The sequence below is a fragment of the Arcicella sp. GW822-FHT02H01 genome, from assembly GCF_058802005.1.
In genome coordinates this window covers 1,392,226-1,411,075 of sequence record NZ_JBXANT010000001.1, presented here as the reverse complement: position 1 = coordinate 1,411,075, position 18,850 = coordinate 1,392,226, and the positions used below count along the sequence as shown (strand labels likewise).

Annotated in this window: 16 protein-coding genes; 9 read left to right on the top strand and 7 right to left on the bottom strand. The window is 37.1% G+C overall.

Annotation, left to right across the window (positions count from 1 at the left end; translation table 11 throughout):
* The first annotated feature begins 193 nt into the window (after positions 1-193).
* From amaB to AC1RNE_RS06085, 6 genes are all read left to right on the top strand, one after another.
* Entirely contained in the window at positions 194-1,732 is a 1,539-nt protein-coding gene (amaB, locus tag AC1RNE_RS06110; protein ID WP_492800139.1) for an L-piperidine-6-carboxylate dehydrogenase, read from the top strand.
* 323 nt (positions 1,733-2,055) lie between these two features.
* The gene (locus AC1RNE_RS06105; protein WP_492800138.1) at positions 2,056-2,973 is read left to right on the top strand and encodes a DUF1338 domain-containing protein; all 918 of its coding nucleotides are present in this window, start codon (positions 2,056-2,058) and stop codon (positions 2,971-2,973) included.
* A 530-nt stretch (positions 2,974-3,503) separates the two neighbouring features.
* Entirely contained in the window at positions 3,504-4,559 is a 1,056-nt protein-coding gene (locus AC1RNE_RS06100; RefSeq protein WP_492800137.1) for a saccharopine dehydrogenase family protein, read from the top strand.
* Positions 4,560-4,778: 219 nt separating this feature from the next.
* Positions 4,779-5,363 carry an RNA polymerase sigma factor gene (locus AC1RNE_RS06095; RefSeq protein ID WP_492800136.1) on the top strand — a complete coding sequence of 195 codons (585 nt, stop codon included), beginning with the start codon at positions 4,779-4,781 and terminating at the stop codon, positions 5,361-5,363.
* 77 nt (positions 5,364-5,440) lie between these two features.
* Complete coding sequence (locus AC1RNE_RS06090) at positions 5,441-6,154, top strand: hypothetical protein (RefSeq protein ID WP_492800135.1); 714 nt, start codon at positions 5,441-5,443, stop codon at positions 6,152-6,154.
* Between the two features lie 34 nt (positions 6,155-6,188).
* Positions 6,189-7,595 carry a S8 family peptidase gene (locus AC1RNE_RS06085; RefSeq protein WP_492800134.1) on the top strand — a complete coding sequence of 469 codons (1,407 nt, stop codon included), beginning with the start codon at positions 6,189-6,191 and terminating at the stop codon, positions 7,593-7,595.
* A 60-nt stretch (positions 7,596-7,655) separates the two neighbouring features.
* On the opposite strand, the gene AC1RNE_RS06080 is transcribed toward AC1RNE_RS06085, so the two are convergent.
* The 5 genes from AC1RNE_RS06080 to AC1RNE_RS06060 form a co-directional block, all read right to left on the bottom strand.
* Positions 7,656-8,180: a DUF4269 domain-containing protein gene (locus AC1RNE_RS06080; protein ID WP_492800133.1), complete on the bottom strand. Its 525-nt coding sequence runs from the start codon at positions 8,178-8,180 to the stop codon at positions 7,656-7,658.
* Position 8,181: 1 nt separating this feature from the next.
* Positions 8,182-9,021, bottom strand: coding sequence for a maleylpyruvate isomerase N-terminal domain-containing protein (locus tag AC1RNE_RS06075; protein WP_492800132.1), 840 nt, complete (start codon positions 9,019-9,021; stop codon positions 8,182-8,184).
* A gap of 96 nt (positions 9,022-9,117) precedes the next feature.
* Positions 9,118-9,516 (bottom strand): ferredoxin, encoded by a 399-nt coding sequence (locus tag AC1RNE_RS06070; protein ID WP_492800131.1) that lies wholly within the window; start codon positions 9,514-9,516, stop codon positions 9,118-9,120.
* Positions 9,517-9,947: 431 nt separating this feature from the next.
* The gene (gene nagB / locus AC1RNE_RS06065; protein WP_492800130.1) at positions 9,948-11,849 is read right to left on the bottom strand and encodes a glucosamine-6-phosphate deaminase; all 1,902 of its coding nucleotides are present in this window, start codon (positions 11,847-11,849) and stop codon (positions 9,948-9,950) included.
* 305 nt (positions 11,850-12,154) lie between these two features.
* Entirely contained in the window at positions 12,155-12,361 is a 207-nt protein-coding gene (locus AC1RNE_RS06060) for a helix-turn-helix transcriptional regulator (RefSeq protein WP_309923451.1), read from the bottom strand.
* Between the two features lie 548 nt (positions 12,362-12,909).
* Between AC1RNE_RS06060 and AC1RNE_RS06055 the strand changes: the two genes are divergently transcribed.
* Positions 12,910-15,306 (top strand): TonB-dependent receptor, encoded by a 2,397-nt coding sequence (locus AC1RNE_RS06055; protein ID WP_492800129.1) that lies wholly within the window; start codon positions 12,910-12,912, stop codon positions 15,304-15,306.
* 24 nt (positions 15,307-15,330) lie between these two features.
* On the top strand, positions 15,331-16,254 hold the full coding sequence (locus AC1RNE_RS06050) for a DUF4249 domain-containing protein (RefSeq protein ID WP_492800128.1): 924 nt from the start codon (positions 15,331-15,333) through the stop codon (positions 16,252-16,254).
* Between the two features lie 179 nt (positions 16,255-16,433).
* On the opposite strand, the gene AC1RNE_RS06045 is transcribed toward AC1RNE_RS06050, so the two are convergent.
* Both AC1RNE_RS06045 and AC1RNE_RS06040 read right to left on the bottom strand, forming a co-directional pair.
* A complete protein-coding gene (locus tag AC1RNE_RS06045) occupies positions 16,434-17,039 on the bottom strand; it encodes an NAD(P)H-dependent oxidoreductase (protein WP_492800127.1) in 606 nt (201 codons plus the stop codon).
* Between the two features lie 217 nt (positions 17,040-17,256).
* Entirely contained in the window at positions 17,257-18,135 is an 879-nt protein-coding gene (locus AC1RNE_RS06040; RefSeq protein ID WP_492800126.1) for a helix-turn-helix domain-containing protein, read from the bottom strand.
* A gap of 334 nt (positions 18,136-18,469) precedes the next feature.
* Here AC1RNE_RS06040 and AC1RNE_RS06035 point away from each other — a divergent pair, with 334 nt between their 5' ends.
* On the top strand, positions 18,470-18,721 hold the full coding sequence (locus AC1RNE_RS06035; RefSeq protein WP_492800125.1) for a VF530 family protein: 252 nt from the start codon (positions 18,470-18,472) through the stop codon (positions 18,719-18,721).
* Positions 18,722-18,850: the final 129 nt, after the last annotated feature.

The following is an 18,850-nucleotide window of genomic DNA, read 5'->3' as shown; positions in this document are numbered from 1 at the left end:
TAAAATTTTTTAGACTTAGAATAGTAATATTTTTATTGATGTATTACGTATATTGTAAAGAGTTATTCTGCTTGCAAATTAGAATAATTGAGCATACATTTCGGAAAAATCACTATTTGTTAATATTCTATCTAGGGTATTCATTCTTAGAAAAATTAAATAAATCAGCCTGAAAAAGGGTGGGTTTTTCATCATGCAAACTATTTTAGAAAAATTATCAATTAAGCCAATCAATTTTGGAACGAGCACGGGTTTAAACGCTTGGGCATCGGAAGGGGAGTTGCTTAGTTCTTTTTCGCCTGTGGATAATCAATTAATTGCCGAGGTTACACAAACTACGTTTGAAGATTATCAACAGGTGATTACAACCGCCAAGTCTGCTTTCGCAACATGGCGGAATGTTCCTGCACCCCGACGAGGCGAGATTGTGAGACAAATGGGTGAGGCTTTCAGAGTCAACAAATCTGAACTTGGTAAATTGGTTTCTTACGAAATGGGCAAAAGTCTACAAGAAGGATTAGGGGAAGTTCAGGAAATTATCGACATCTGCGATTTTGCCGTGGGGCTTTCCAGACAGCTATACGGCCTTACGATGCACTCTGAACGCCCCGAACATAGAATGTATGAACAATATCATCCTTTGGGTATCGTTGGCATTATTTCAGCCTTTAATTTCCCAGTAGCCGTTTGGTCGTGGAATGCGATGCTGGCATGGGTTTGTGGAGATGTTTGTGTGTGGAAGCCTTCGGAAAAAACGCCTTTAACTGCCATTGCTTGCCAAAATATTATTACTGCTGTATTAAGGGATAATGAAATACCCGAAGGTATATCGAGTATTATTACAGGCAACTATCAAGTAGGCGAGTGGCTAACTGCCGATACGCGCATTCCTTTGATTTCAGCCACAGGCTCTACCCGAATGGGGAAAATAGTAGGAGCAACGGTTGCTACCAGAATGGGAAAAAGTTTGTTGGAATTAGGGGGCAACAATGCCATCATCATTACCCCTAATGCTGATTTATCGATTGCCATTCCCGCGGTGGTTTTTGGGGCAGTTGGTACGGCTGGACAACGTTGTACTTCTACCAGAAGGTTAATCATCCATGAGTCTATCTATGAAACGGTTAAAGAACGGTTAGTAAAAGCATACAAACAGTTGCGGATTGGTAATCCTTTAGATGAAAACAACCATGTCGGTCCGCTAATAGACACCAAGGCAGTAGAAGCCTATCAGGCGGCTATTGAAGCCGTAAAACAAGAAGGGGGAACTATGTTAGTAGTTTCAGAGGTTTTATATGGTGAAGGCTATGAGTCTGGCTGTTATGTAAAGCCATGCATTGCAGAAGTGAAACCTGATTTCAGGATTGTAAAGCATGAAACTTTCGCGCCGATTTTGTATCTTATGTCATATTCTACGGTAGAAGAAGCCATTGCTATACAGAATGATGTACCTCAAGGGTTATCATCTTCCATTTTTACCTTGAATATGCGGGAAGCGGAGTTGTTTTTATCTGCCAATGGTTCAGATTGTGGTATTGCCAATGTCAATATTGGTACTTCTGGTGCAGAAATAGGCGGTGCCTTTGGTGGTGAAAAAGAAACAGGTGGAGGACGAGAGTCGGGTTCGGATGCATGGAAAGCCTACATGAGGCGACAAACCAATACTATCAACTATGGTAAACAGTTACCTTTGGCACAAGGAATTAAATTTAATATAGAGGGGGATAGTTAGTGATTGAGTGAGTTGTGATTTAGTGATTGTTTTTAGTTGTGAATTGTAAGTTAGTGAATTTTATAGTTGTGGGTTAGTGAATGGTGAGTGGTTGATTAGTTTGTTGATTTATCACAATGAGTTTAAAATACTTGTCAATCTATTAGCAAAACATAGTCTCTCAAATTCACATTTTGACCTATTACATGATGACCATTAACAAACACTAACTCACAATTCACTAACCCACAACTATAAAAATTACTAAATCATAGCAAAAAAACAATCACTAACTCACTAATTCACTCAATCACAACTGACATAACTCAAAATTATTTAAAAATATGAAAACGCAAGAAACAATCACAAAATCTCTGATGGAGAAGCTCTGGGAGGGCTACTACAAAAGAGTAACTTATGCAAAACAATATGCAGATTTAGTGTTATCAAAAGGAGGGAATGTTGTAAATGACCACTGTGCTTTTAGGACATTTAATACCCTTACGGGCAAACAGCCTGCTGGTATTATGGCTATTGCAGAAATATTAGAAGCGTTGGGTTATGCAAAAGTATCGCCTTATTCTTTCCCTTCCAAACATCTAAATTCTGTTCATTATCAGCATCCAACTAATATTAATTTTCCAAAATTCTTTGTTACTCAATTAGAAGTAGCTGAGCTTTCAGAAACAGCACAAATTTTGATTAACGAAGCCGTAAAAGATACGCCCGATTTACTGGCTGGCGAAGCTCGTCAATTGTTAGCGTCTTTGAAGCACAATAAAGAATTAATATCTGCCGAAGCCGACCGTCTGGTAGATATGCTAGTGAAATATTTCGTTCGTCCTTGGGGGCCAGTGAAAAAAGAAACGATATTAGCCGTTAATCAGGAATCTCAATTTGCTGCTTGGACACTCCTGCATGGCAATTCGGTAAACCATTTTACGGCTTATATCAATCACCAAAATATACCTGAATGGAATGGTATTGAAGCAACAATGTCTGCTTTATATGGCATTGGCGTACCCATTAAGCATACGATTGAAGGAGATAAAGGAAGCAAATTACGCCAAAGTTCAACCGAAGCCATCGATGAAGACTGCGAAGTAATAGAAGAGGATGGAAGTATCGGAACACTCCGTTGGTCTTATGCTTACTATGAATTAGCGGAAAGAAACTATATGGATAACGACGGTAAAAAGATTTGGTTTGACGGTTTCTTAGGGGAACAAGCTACCAATCTTTTTGAGATTACTAAGCGATAGCACAAGCTGACAGTTGAATGTGCCATTAGTGAAAAGCAATCTTCACACATTGGTGGCTGCTGATGTGTGGGAGGTTGTAAAATAAAATTCTTCTCCCAGATAGTGATAACCATTTCTATTAGCTGGTGAATTAAGTCCTACTGATTATCTATAAGTTTATAAGTTGTTAATAGTCAGATGATTATCTCTAGTGAGGGGCTTAAGTCCCTCGCTAGAGATGAGGGCTTCAACGCTTGGTTTTAAAGAGTATTTATGTGCATTTAAGCTAATTTTATCAATAATTACATCTTTTAAAAAGATGTGGGTAATCAGTAGGACTTAAGTCACCACCTAATAGAAAGTGATTTTGAGGAGTATCATCTCAAAAAAAGCTCAACAAAATAAGGATTAAACCAACCCTGCTTTTTATACAAGCAGAGATGGATATGTATTGCGTAAAAAAAGAAAAATCATCAACTAATTAATCACATTAAATGCTCTTCAAAGGCTATCCTCACTAAGCGAAAGGGGCTAAGGTTGAGTTTACAAATATGAAAAATATCTTAGTAATCGGCATGGGCAAGGTAGGCTCATTGGTAGGAATCCTATTGTCTAAACGTTTTGAAGTAAAAGGTTTAGATAAGCAACAACCCTCTACAAAGGTTCCTTTTGAAGTAATAAAAGGAGATGTGACAGACGTCGCTTTTCTGGAAAATATCATTCCTAATTATGATGCGGTAGTGTCGTGTATGCCTTATAATCTGAATTTGACCATAGCCCAAACTGCCCATAAAAATGGCAAACATTATTTTGACTTAACCGAAGATGTCCCCACTACCAGTGCCATTCGTATCATGGCAACCGAAGGGAGTAATGCTGTTTTAGCACCCCAGTGTGGGTTAGCACCGGGGTTGATAGGTATCGTTGGGGCAGATTTAGCCAAGCGTTTTACCAAACTGCGTGATATTGAATTAAGGGTAGGAGCATTGCCAAAATACCCTAACGGACTGCTAGGATACTCTTTTACGTGGTCGCCAGCGGGGGTAATCAACGAATATATTAATGATTGTGAGGTAATCCATAATGGAAAACTAAAATTAGTCTCAGCACTAGACGGTCACGAAACCATTAATATAGAAGGGAATGAATTTGAAGCCTTTAGTACTTCTGGTGGACTAGGCACAATGTGTGAAACCTTTGAAGGAAAAGTTGACACGCTCAATTACAAAACCATTCGCTACCCCGGTCATGGTAAATTGATGAAGTTTTTGTTGTATGAATTAATCCTGAAAAATCGCAGAGAATTGTTGGAAGAAATTCTGACAGAAGCCAAACCGCCCGTACAAGAAGATGTAGTGTACGTATATGCTGTAGTGGAAGGTTGGAAAAACGGCGTCATCGAACGGGAAGAATTTTACAAAGCCTATTCGCCTATATTAATTGATGGCAAGCCGTGGCGCGCTATTTCATGGACAACGGCAGCCTCAATCGTGAGTGTGATTGAAATGGTAGCCGATAAAACATTACCCCAACAAGGATTTATCAAACAAGAAGACATTCATTTTAGTGATTTCCTAGCGACCACTACGGGGCGTTTTTTCCTATAAATATATTATCTTCAAATGATTGGTTTTCAGTTGACTATTCTATTGTGTGTATAGTCAATTGAAAACTTTTTTTATTTTTGTATGCTGAACAACTATTCTTTACGTTACTTTGCTTTTTTGATACCAAAAAAGATTTCTTCAAAACACACCAATCTCATTTACCTTTAAATTTCTTCCTACAAACTCAATTAAAAAATTGCTTAAACAACCATTATTAAAATGAATATTTTTGCTCGTGGTATAGTGCCTGATGATAAAATTTTGTCAGGAATTTTGGGTGATTCAGTCCTGAAAAGAGCTACTGAAAATAAGTTGTATGAGCAGTTCGCTTATTTAATCAAAGATGCTACCTTCAAGCACCAACTCACTGAAGATGAAGCAGCAAGTTTGTATGCTGATGCTATCCTAATAGTTATTGAGCATATCCAGAAAAAGCGTTTTGAGGGTAAATCTTCCTTAAAAACGTACCTTTTTCAGATTTTTTCAAACAAATGTGTTGACTTCCTTAGAAAAGCTTCGACTAACAAGATGAGCGTCTATAAAACAGCATCAATTGATGATTTGTTGATAGGAGTGCCAGATGAAACTAGCAATATTTTACAAGAAATGATTTCTGAAAATGAAGTAAATGTGCTAAAAACCAAGATTAAACAAATAGGTGAAAAGTGTCAGGAAATGATGATGTCTTGGAGCGAAGGACTGTCGGATGAAAAAATAGCTACCGAAATGGGTTATCAATCGGCAGGCGTAGTAAAAACTAGTCGACTGAGGTGTCTGGAAAAACTAAGAGCCTTGTATAGATAAGGCTAAAGTGTATATAATATAATCCTTGACACTACTAAAGCTAAATGCTATTAATCATTTGTAAAAATTGAACGAAAATGTTAGAAAGAATAGAATCATATTTTAACCATACGTTAAGCAAAGAGGAACGCCAATTGTTTGAAACACAACTGGCAACCGATAAAGAACTGGCTGACGAAGTAGCTTTTTACTTAAATACCAAAATTGCTGCCCGCGAAAATGCCAAAGAAAAACGCAAGCTAGCCTTTGAAGAACTAAGGAAAGATTTGTCGACGACCAAAAAGGTACGTTTCAATCCTTGGACAATGGGCATTGCGGCCTCCATCTTTATTGCCTTGATTACGTGGGTGTTTGTTCAAAAGAATACGGGTAATCCAGCAGAGATTGCCGATGGATACATCCAAGAGCATTTCGAGAGCCTACCAGTTAAAATGGATGGCAATGCCGATAGCCTGCAAATGGGAGTAAGGTTTTTTAATAAAAAGGACTATTCAGATGCCAAGTTAATTTTTGATGACTTGTTAATCCGTAAACCAGATGCCCCTGAAATACTAAGGGTAGCAGGAATTACCGAATTGAAATTAGAACATTATGCAAAAGCCGCCGAATACTTTCATGAATTAGGCACCCAGACCAACTTGTTTGCTAATCCGGGCAAATTTTATGAAGCCTTGGCCTTGATGAAAGTAGCGCCTTTTAATAAAAAAGTTGTTGAAGGATTACTGAACGAAGTAGTGAACAACGATTTGGAAGGAAAAGAAAAAGCCATAGAAATACTGAAACAATTATAAACCAAACCTTAATTCATAACCAAAGCTGATTACTATGAGACCACTTCTAATTTTTCTAGTTTCCATTGCTCTTTTAATAGGGTTGTTTCTTTTCTTTATGGGGCTAAAACCTAGCAATTCAAGAAAAGAAATAGTAGCGCCTATCAAAACGAAAATAGATTCGCTTATTCAGGAAAAGCCTGAGGTTTTTCCGTACTCTTATGTAGATGGAGCGGGTTATGTGTTGAAAGACAAACAAGTAGTATATTTTGGCGAAGCTGATACTACAGATGCCAGAAAACAAGAAATCATTGATGCTTTTCAAGCAGAATTGGAGGCGTATTGGAAATGGGAAATTTTATTAGGTAACAAACGTCTAGCTGTGGATTCTAGTAATGTTAATAGAAATGATGTTGCTAACGATGAATCCCCAGCAATAACTGACCGAGTAACCCAGCTTTTTGATGTGTCAGATTTAATTAAAGTATCCATTGATACTGTTAATAACTGTAAATGTGACAACAATTTTATCTTGTTAACAGGTAAAGATTTGCACCTGATTAGAACAAACCCTAATCCAGATGGCGGAGGAATCGGCAGTGGACCTCCACATACTATTATCCCTATTGAAGATTTAGGAAGTATTCCGCTTGACCCTACAGATGTTACAAAAATAATAGCGAAAGGTGCTAATGATGGCACACCGAGCAGTACTGATGGTAAAATATTAGTAGGCATCATAGATACGGGTTTCAATGCCGAGGCTTTGAATAGTGGGTATTTTAGTACAGGGCTAGACTATAATTTTTTGAACAATACCACTGATATTAAAGATACCAATCCTGAAATACATGGTACTAAAATATCAAGAATCATTATTCAAAATGCAGGTAAAAACGATAAAATACAATTGGTAGGGTTAAAAACATTTGACGAAAACTATGCTGGCGATTTATACCATAATGTTTGTGCCTTGATATATGCTTATAAAAATAACATCAAAGTGGTAAATGCTAGTTGGGGTACTTATATCAAAGAGCCAGATGGAATTTTTACAAAAGTACTGAATGATTTGAAAAAGAAAGAGATGGTTTTAATAGCCTCTGCTGGAAATGATAACCTAGATATTGATGATGAAAAATATTGGCCAGCTTGTTATACGCAGGATAATGAATTAGGCTCAAACGTCATTACAGTAACCAGTAAAAGTGGTACTATTTGTCAAAATCAATCGAAATCGGGAAAATATATCGACTTTACAGTAAGGGCAGATGCCAATTGTATGCATGATATTCCTAATAGCCCAGCCCAAAGTGGGTCATCCTTTGCGGCTCCTTATGTTACGTCGGAAGTAATAAAATATTTTTTAACTAATTCGGGTGTTTTTAACAAGAAGACTTTTACCAATGCCCTAATTGCTACTCCACCCGCCAGTGGTATTTCGGTCTATCAAAATCCATAAGATTTAGATAGATGTCAATAGTCTGATTATCTTCTGAGGAAGGTATTTCAGACTATTTTTTTATGCCTCCACCTTTAATAATTCAAGGTAGGGGTCGCCTTCTAAACCCAATAATTTTGCAAGAGCAGGCTCCGTTTTCAAGCCTGCTTTTTTTAATGCAATGATTTCAGCCCTAAACGCTTCGCCATATTTTAGCAGTAATTGATATTCAATCATCATGTGTCGATAAGCGAATTGGTCTTTTGTCGCTAAGTTTTGTCCGAAGATTTCAATCTCAAAATCCTCTATCATAAAGCTAGCGACTACAGCATCATGCTGATGCACTTCCCGTGACCATTGCTTGAAACCCACAAAATCCCCGAAATGTGCTATCAGAAAATCTGTGAAAGCTTGCTTGTTAGTCCATTGGCAAATAATATCTAAATCGCTACTTTCAATATCAATCTCAATAGGTATCGTACCTACTAAAATAGGCTTAAAGGGCACTAGGTGCTCAATTACCTTATTTTGAGTAAGTATTCTAAAAGCCCTTTGTTGTTTTGGGTTACCATTTTTCAGGTAATCTATTGTCTCAAAATTTATCATATTAAGCCATTACTGCCAGCATATCAATAATTTTTTCGCCTAATAATTGGTTGCCTTTTATACTGATATGTTTTGCGGCCGTCTGTTTGATGATTCCCTTTGTAAAAATCCTCCATGCTATTTCTCCCTCAATCGTTACTTCGGTAACGGGCGCTTTACTAGCGTTATCTATTAAACCCCACACACTGCCATCATACTCCAAAAACCAGTCGCCCCCACCTTCGCCAGTGATATGAAAATGGATGACATCGCCTTCCTGACTTTTCACATTTTTATAATGATGCGGCAAAGCTCGCATAGAGGTTTCTAAATAAGGGAAATAAAATTCCTTGCGATAAAGTTCAGCCGTTTGTCCAACCGCAAACCTAATTTGTTGTTGGTGATGCCACTTTTCAGTATATTCCCGAGCAATATGAAACCAGTTAGATGATTCTTCTTCGCCAGCCCAAGCTACCGAAAAGGTGGCAGTTGCTTGTGGGTCTAGTGTTGCCAGATAATCGTTATATTCTTTGCCTGTAGAGGTCAACAATTCTATGATGATAGCAGGACTTACCCTTTTCATCGCCGTTACCCAGTCACGATTTAGCTTATTGAGGTAATCTAGCAAATCTTGATAAGAATTAATGCTTTCGGGTACTACTCCGAAATACTTATCACGAAGCATTGATAAGGTGCGGATATTGCCATCTAATAAATGTACTGCAATATCTTTCACCCGCCAGAGTGGTGCTATACTTTGTTTTTCCCAGTCTTGGGGTGATAATGACGAGAGTACTTCAAACAGTTTTTCATCAATCTTAGGAAAAAGCTCAATTGTTTGAATTATAGTAGTTTGTTTCATGGTGGGGAGATTTAGGGTTTGAAGATAAAATGTTTGGACAACATTATCTTAATAGAGCCATAGTTCAGAAATTCCACTTTATTTCAAATAATAGTTTTATAAATTACCTATGGGTTTATGGTCACATTGGGCACCTTCACCCATTTCATAAAGTTGTTTCAATATTTTTTCGTCAGTTCCACCATACCTAAGTCCTGAAATACAAGAAACGGCTATTGCATTGATAGCACGTTGAATTTCATCTTCAGTTTGTGGTTGTTTTTTGAAATAGCAATGTCCACATTCAAGTTTAGAATGCTCTATTAAGTCAGGTGCTTCATATTCTGGTGCTCCACAAGTAATACAAACTCCATTCTCGACGTAGAAGTCTCCTTGAGAATTTTCTGGAAAGCGTTCAGGGATTTTAGCTTTAGGTTTATCGAAGTATTTCGTCTTTTTGTTTGTCAAGAACTGAAAGATATTATAAAATATATTGCTACTCGTTTCTTTAGGCATGGCAAATCTTGGTTTTAAAACTAGTCATTTGAATTTAGTGCTAAATTTTCATAATTACGTCCTTTGTTCGATTAATTCGTCCTCTGGCATCACTCATCGCATGAATTCCAATTGGTTGGCAAAACTATGATAAAACTAAGGAAGTCATGCCATGAGTAATTATTTAGATAAAAAGTATGTGCTAAAGATCATGGTTTTAGACTGTCCAAAGCCCTTAATGTTTACCCGCAGATTTTCGCTGATTTAATCCGCTGATTATGGAGATTTTTTAAATAGTCCTCAAGTCTAATGTCTTCAAGTCTAAAGTCTATCCAAATCGCAGTCGCTCTTATTTTACGAATGACGACTATTACAAGGCTTCCAGCCTAAAAAAAAAGGCTGACAAAAATTAATTTGCCAACCTTTTACTGTTGATTAGTGTAATAAAATCGTTAGAACTTCCATCTTACAAAAGCTTCCATTGCTTCGTATTCGGCTAAGCCTAATTTGTTGTATAGCTTGGCAGTATTACTGTTTCTGTCTTCTGCACGTTGCCAGAACTCGCGGTCGTCTGAACCTTGGAAAGGTACACCATCTTTTTGTGATTGGTGTTTGAAAATGCCATAACGTTTCTTCAACACTTGGTCTGGCGACATCGGTACGGCCATTTCTATTTGGTCGATATCCCATTCTTGCCATGCACCCTTATACAACCAAATCCAGCAATTATTCATGTACTCGCGGTGTTTTAGTTTTTGTGCCGCTTCAATAATAGCATCTAAACAAACCTTGTGCGTTCCATGCGGATCGGCTAAATCGCCTGCTGCATAAATCTGGTGTGGTTGAATCTCTTCAATCAAATTCAATACGATATCTACGTCAGCTTGCCCGATTGGGTTTTTCTGTACCGTTCCTGTTTCATAAAAAGGCATATCCAAGAAATGGATGTTTTCTTTTTTGATACCTACGTAACGACAAGTATTTTTGGCTTCCCCTCTACGAATCAGCCCTTTGATATAACGCACCTCTGGCGTATCGATTTCAGAATCCTTTTTAGCTTTCAAAAACTTAGCCGCTTCACGATAAATACGGTTTGCTTTAGCATTGTTAGCCTCAAATCTTTCGTTGAAGTCAACCACAAATTCAGCAAAACGCAATGCTTCATCATCAGCAACGGCAATGTTTCCAGAAGTTTGGTAAGCCACGTGTACATCATGACCTTGGTCGTGTAAACGTTGGAAAGTACCACCCATCGAAATAATATCGTCGTCTGGGTGTGGGCTAAATATAATCACTTTTTTACGAGCAGGGTATGCACGTTCAGGACGGTTAGAATCATCCGCATTAGGTTTTCCGCCCGGCCATCCTGTGATACTGTGTTGTAAATAGTTGAATACCTCAATGTTTATATCATACGCTTGGCCATACAATGCCAACAAATCTGAAAGACCGTTTTCGTTATAATCCGAATTGGTCAATTTCAATACAGGTTTGTTCACCGTTAATGCCAAATGGATAACAGCCTTTTTAATCATTGGTCTGTCCCAATTCACCGCATCAACCATCCAAGGAGTACTAAGTCTGGTTAATTGTGATGCTGCCGAAGTATCAATAACAAAAGAAGCATTTTCGTGTAATTGCAAATAAGAAGCAGGCACATCAGAACTTACCGAACCTTCAACGGCACGCGCTACGTTGATAGCCTTGTGCTCACCCCATGCTAGTAATACCACACGTTTGGCTTCCATGATTTTTTGGACACCCATCGTAATGGCTTTTTTAGATACCTTCGCCAAACCACCAAAGTCGCCTGCGGCATCTATTTGAGTCGTTAAGTCGAGGGTCATCAAACGTGTTCTTGAGTTAATCAAAGAACCTGGTTCGTTGAAACCAATGTGACCGTTTCTACCAATACCAAGTAATTGAAAATCTAAACCTCCATAACGCTCAATTTGTGCTTCGTAATCTTTACAAAACTCTGCTAATTTTTCAAGTGGTAACGTACCGTCTGGTAAATGCCAGTTGCCCGATGGAATATCGACATGGTCAAAAAGTTGTTCACGCATAAAACGCACATAACTTTGTACGGCGTCTGGTTGCATCGGATAATATTCGTCGAGGTTATAAGTAACTACGTTTTGGAAACTTAAACCCTCTTCGCGGTGCATTCTGATAAGCTCGGCGTAAACTTTTTTAGGTGATGAACCCGTTGCCAAACCTAATACGGCGGGTTTACCTTCAATACTTTTTTGACGAATGATGCCAGCGATTTCATGAGCGATTGCCCGAGACGCTGCATCTGAATCAGCGTAAATAATGGTCGGAATACGTTCGTAACTAATGGCTTGTTCCATGTTAAATCAATTTGAGAATTAGAAAGATTTTATATGTTATTAAATTAGAAGGCTTGTTGTATTATGAGCGGATGTTTAAATTATTTCTATTTCTCAAAGAGAAATACTTCCTTTTCTAAGACCTTACTTTTCTTGTCTTGATACAAGAAAAGTAACAAAAGAAAATCAAGAAATTCCGAAACTCGCTTCGCTCAAACAGCGGAATTTCAAAAGATGCTTACGCCAGTTTTGTCTAAAATATTGAATTATAAATCTTTATAAAATTTAAACGTACTCTAAAGCTTCAATCATCAATTAAGGACGATTTATTCCTTTTTGCTCACTACAATTACTTCCAATCCTAGATTATCTAAGATTTTGTTAAGTGTCTTTATTGAAGGGTTAGCCTTCCCCAGTTCGATAGAGTGAATCGTCTTAATCGCTACGTCACTTTGCTCGCTTAAATTTTCTTGGCTAAGAGAAAGAGTATTTCTTCTTTCACGGATAACACTGCCTAATTGTTCAAGATTCATATTTCAGAATTATTTTACTGATATTTTTGCAAATATACAATTAATATTTAAAATAAAAATTATTATTCGGCAATATGTTTCCGATGTGTTAAATTAATTGATAGTTTCTGTTAATTTATCATTATGTGTAGGGGTATAATAGTTTCCGACTGTCAGATTACTGAACTTGCCATTCATCACATACTTATATTTCATTCATAATAAACAAGGGTAATTTTGCATTATTCAAATGAGTACTAATGATGATGCTATTATAAAAACTATTTAAAAAGCGCTTTTTTGATGGTTTTATACCCATTTTTGCAAGAGAAATAATAAATAAAATATATTCATTTCAAAGACTGAATTACTGATGAGATGGCTTAGTTGTTGATGATAAAGTAAAGATAATCAGCTAATTGTGTGTAGTGCTAAGCATGGAAAAAGCACAAGTGAGTAGATTTGAAGACATGAATTTCAAAAAAACAAATAACTAAAATCAAATTCCTGAGTTTTTAAAAGAGAAACAAAAGCCCATTTTTAAATTTAAACATTTCTAATTTCAATTTATGATAAACCTTATTCGAAAATCCTTACTTGTATTATTGATTTTACCGATACAACTTTTTGCTCAATCTGATAAATTGACGGTGAGTGGCTATATAAAAGATAGCAAAAATGGCGAAGGCCTGATAGGTGCTTCCATCTTTGTGAAGGAATTAATGACTGGTACTACCACAAACACCTATGGTTTTTATTCTTTGACCCTCCCTAAAGGCGATTATTCAATTGTTATTAGCTCACTGGGCTATCGTAAATCAATCAAAGACATTAAACTTGTTGACAAAAATATTACCTTGAATGTAGAAGTACAAGAAGACGGACAGGAGCTAGCAGAAGTAGTAGTAAATGCTAAACGCGAAGACGACAACGTACAAGCCATAGAAATGTCGGTCAATAAAATAGAAATGAAAACCATCAAAAAGATTCCTGCTTTATTAGGCGAGGTCGATTTGGTACGTGCTATTCAACTATTACCGGGGGTTTCTACAGTAGGTGAAGGAGCCAGTGGTTTTAATGTCCGCGGAGGTGGGGTTGACCAAAACCTTATCTTATTGGACGATGCACCCGTATACAACTCATCTCACCTTTTTGGGTTCTTCTCTATCTTCAATCCAGATGCTGTAAAAGATGTTAAACTCATAAAAGGCGGTATTCCTGCCCAATATGGCGGACGTGGAGCATCTATCTTGGATGTAAGAATGAAAGAGGGAAATGCCAAACACTTAGAAATCAATGGAGGAATTGGGGCAATCTTTAGCCGTCTTTCTATCGAAGCACCTATCGTAAAAGACAAAGCCTCATTCATTGTAGCGGCACGACGTTCATACATTGATGTACTGGCAAAACCGTTTTTAACAGGTAGTAGTGCTGATTCAAAATTCAACTTTTATGATTTAACGGCTAAAGTAAACTATAATATCAACCAAAACAATACTGTTTTCTTGTCAGGATATTTTGGGAGAGATGTATTTGGTAACCAATTTGGTTTCAATTGGGGAAACAGTACGCTTTCTGCTCGTTGGAACCATGTGTTTAGTTCTAAATTATTCTTGAACTCTACAGCGTTCTTTAGTGATTACGATTATCTGTTGGATTCTGACTTAGCCAACAAACGCCCAAATAATGCCTTCAGATGGACATCGAATATCAAAAACCTAAGCTTTAAACCAGACTTTACCTATTACATCACGCCAGACAATACCCTTACTTTTGGTGGACAGGTATTAAACTATGACTTTACACCAGGGTCGGCTACGGCTAGCTCAAATGGTGACAAACGTACGTTTGGGTCGGCACCTAAAAATGCAGTAGAATATGCGGCTTATGTAGGGAATGAAATGAAAATTTCGTCGAAGTTGTCATTACAATATGGTCTTCGTTTTTCTAGATACGACTATACTAGCAAAGAAGATGTATATTATGAAAGAGTATATGTAGGCGTTTCGGACGAATTTCCTTCGGGCTATAACCTTACGACCAAAGTCAACGATAAAAACAAAGTATTGCAAAGCTATCAAAACTTTGAACCAAGGTTAAGCATGAAATTAGAAACCAGCGAAAGCAGTTCTATCAAGGCTAGTTACAACCGCATGGCTCAGTATATTCATTTGCTTTCTAATACGGCGGCTTCTACGCCGTTGGACGTTTGGACATCTAGTACCAACAATATCAAACCTCAGTTGATAGACCAAGTTGCCTTAGGTTTCTTTAAAAACCTTGGTAATAACGAATACGAAACATCAGTAGAAGTATATTATAAAGACCTACAAAACCAAATAGACTATGCCGACCGCGCAGATTTATTCTTGAACCCTGAGTTTGAGAAAGATTTGATGTTTGGTAAAGGTCGTGCCTACGGGGTAGAGTTTTACGGTAAGAAAAACAAAGGCAAGCTGACAGGCTGGGTAAGCTATACGTTAGCGCGCACAGAACGTTTGGTACAAGGATTGAACGACAATAACTGGTATCCTAACCGTTACGACCGTACACATACGTTGAACGTGGTAGCGCAATATGAACTCAACAAAACTTGGAGTTTTGGTTCAAACTTCTCATTTATTTCTGGCGTGCCGTATTCGTTAGGAAAAGGGCAGGGCGTGTATGAAGACTTAACGTTTGGGATTACAACCAATGGTGTAAGAGGAAACGTAAGAGTGCCATCATATCACCGTTTGGATATTTCAGCTACCAAAAAGAACAAAAAAGCATTGTTTGGGAAAGGCGAATCGGAATGGGTATTTTCAGTTTATAACTTATACAATCGTAGAAATCCATTTTCAATTTACACCCGACCAAAAGATGATGGCGGAACTACCCAAGTGGGAACAGTACAGAACGAAGCCGTTCGTTTATCCATCATAGGCTCGTTTATTCCATCAGTAACGTACAACTTTAAATTCTAATAGTGAATTTTAACATTATCAATTATGAAATCGATTATCAAATATATATATTCCCTATTCCTGAGTGTTTCTTTAATGAGTTGCGAAGACGTGATTCAATTAAATGTCCCCGAAACCGAAAAGTATTTAGTCGTAGAAGGTACTATTACCAACGTAGCGGGCGAACAATTTATTAAACTGACAGAATCGCAGGCATTATTAAGTACTACCACGCCCAAGGCTGTTACTAATGCCACCGTAAAAGTAACCGACAATACAGGTAAAGTGTATGAATTTAAGGACACAAAAAATGAAGGCAAATACATCTGGACGCCTAGCACTGCTACAGAAGCAATGGGAGCTATTGGCAAGACCTATACTTTAAGAATAGATGCCGACGGCGAGAGCTACCAAGCGGTATCGGAATTGAAAAGAGTGCCTAAAATAGATTCTATCGTGTATAAATATGAAAGTAGTGGAAGAGTAAACCAGACGGGCGATAATAAACCCAAAGAGGGCTACGATGCTAATTTTTATGCCAAAGATTTTGTAGGAGTAGGCGACTGCTACCGTGTGAAGGTATATAAAAATGGAAAAATGTTTAGCGGAGCGGATAATATCGTAATTGCCTATGATGCCCTTTTAAACAAAAGTAGCGTAGGCGATGGCTTGATGTTTATTTTGCCACTGCGTAGGGCTATTTCGCCAGAATTGTATTTAGAAAACGATAAATTAAAAGTAGAACTTAATTCGATTACAGAACCGCATTTTGATTTCTGGACGCAGTTTCGTACAGAATTGAACAACACTGGTTTGTTTTCGACACCTGCTGCCAGAATCCCTTGTAATGTAATCAATATCAGCACGACTCCTAAAAAACAAGCAGCAGGTTGGTTTGGTACATCGGCTGTTAGCTCATTGGAAGTGACAATTGATAAAAACAAAGCTGTGAAAAGATTTAATGATTAGAGGACTTTAGGATTTTGAGACTTTAGGACTGTAGGACGCAAGACAAAAGACGCTAGATTTGAGCTTGGCGTAGTATTATAATTACGCCAAGCATAGCAATTAAAAAATCTCCAAAATCAGCGTATTAAATCAGTGTAAATCAGCGGGTAAAAATTTTTGCGGAGGATGCAAAAAAGAGTTTACAAATTGAAAACTTTCTTTAAATGTGCTGGATAGCCTTCAAGGTCTTTGGCAATATCGCTACGTCTGAATATGTCAAAACAATTGTAATCATCCATAATTTCATATCCACAGAAACGATAGTTACTTGTAATATGAAGAAATATATCTGCTGTGCTTTTACCTTGCATAAGACGCTGTTCAGGATGATTAAATGCTTCAGACGGAGCATTCCAAGTAGCACAAATCATAAACTTCTTTCCTGCTAAAAGCCCGCCTGTTCCATATTGTTTGGTTGGGTCGTTATTTACCCTTCCGTCACCTGTTAGAAATGATTTACTAAATAGCCCACAGTTGAATACTTCGTCAACATATTTTTTATAAATCCACGGTGCGCCAAACCAATTAACAGGCATTTGTAAAATCACGATGTCTGCTTCCAAATGCTTTTTCTCTTCTTCGTCGGGCAAATAACCCTCTTCAATAACTGTTTCCAAAACCTCGTAAGCTTGAGCAGTAAAAAAGTCTTTAGCAATTTGATAAAATGCCTTGTTTAATGTTCCTTCTGTCCAATTAGGATAGGTTAAATGTGTATTGATAAGCAATACTTTTTTGATAGCTTCCATTATTAATAATTTGTATTTTTAATCTTCCTAAATCCCTTTTTATATCAATAGGGAATATTACAGGGATAAATAAAAGATGATACAAATTTATGGAGACAGAAGAAGTGAGTGTTAAAGGTATTCAAACAGATGATTAATAGATTCAAACAATTTAAAATAATATGATTGAGTGCCTAAACAATAGAATATTAAAGTAGACAAACTATCATAACATTTGTTAGACAGGTTCTCCTCTGAAAAATGAAGGATTTTTTCCAGCATGTTTTTTAAAGAAGTTGTTGAAATAGGTAGGATATTCATAACCAAGGCTGTATGATATCTCGGCTACATTCCAATCCGTATTAGTTAGTAATGCCTTCGCTTCTGTGATGATACGTTCATTAAGATGTACAGTTGTTGTTTTTCCAGTAGTCTCCTTTACTGCTCGGTTGAGGTGGTTCACATGAATAGAAAGTTGTTCGGCATACTGGTTAGGGGTTCTTAAGCTAAAAGGTCGCTGAAGATCAACAGGAAACTGTCTGTCTAGTAGCTCAAGGAAAAGAGAAGCAATGCGTGTTGAAGCATTTTGAGGCTCAATATAATTGTTCAGAGGTTGCATCTTTACAGCCTCGTGCATTAATACATTCAAATGGTTGCGAAGTAAATCAAATTTATAAATATAGTCTGAATGATATTCCCTATACATATTTTGGAATATCTGTAATATATAAATTATTTGCTCAGGGTCTACATAATACACAGGATCGGCTCCTAATTTAAACAATGGTGAATGTTCCAAAGCAAAATCAGCATTGGTAACTTTCAGAAATTCCTCTGTAAAAAGCACAAAATAACCCTTTTGGTCTTCGGAAATAGGCTCCCACGAATAAGGAATCAATGGATTGGTAAACAACAAGGCGGGCTTATCAATCAAGATTCCTTTATCAGCATATTCAAGGCGACTAGTACCAAATTGCAGTGTTATTTTATAAAAATCCCTGCGATTATAAGGCACAGGTTTAGCCCTGAAAGCATCGCATTCATAGATATTAAACTGACTGCCTACGTTTGGTAACTTATTCCCAAAAAACTCCTGTTGCGATTCTGATTTTTTCACGACTATTTATTTCAAAACGTGTAAGCTAATTTTCCGTGATTACTTGTAGGGTGATAGGATATAAGTAATCAAGGCAAATGTCGTATTTATATCATTATTATCATTAATGTATTCAAATAAAATGCTATAAGATTCAAATAATGGTAATACCGTCTGTAGAAATAACGAGTCAATATATGATTCTTTTTACCTTTGCCTAATAGGTTTATAGATAGTTTAATGATTAATTTTGTACTGGCGATAGGCTATAAGCCTTTCAATAGTTAACTAAAAAAAATGCTTATAGCTTATAGCTTATAGCTTATAGCTTATAGCTTATAGCAAAAGTAAAAATATGGAAACCAAGCAAAAAAATAATCCATTACATGGCCTAACCTTAGAAAATATAGTGAACCATTTGGTGGCTTATTATGGCTGGGAGAAGTTAGGAGAATTAATCAATATTCGTTGTTTTAATTATGACCCTAATGTAAAATCAAGTCTGTCGTTTCTAAGAAAAACGCCTTGGGCAAGAACAAAAGTAGAATTGTTGTATTTGAAAAGTTTAAGAGATATAGCCAAGGCTGAGAAGGCAGCAAAGGTTTGAACATCTGGTCTTAGGATTTCCTACGACCTATAATAATAATGAGCGTCACGCTTATTGCTCCTCGACTTGTCCTTTAAAACACCTCGAAGAGCAATGCTACTATACTTCGAGCAAGTAGCACAATCTAGT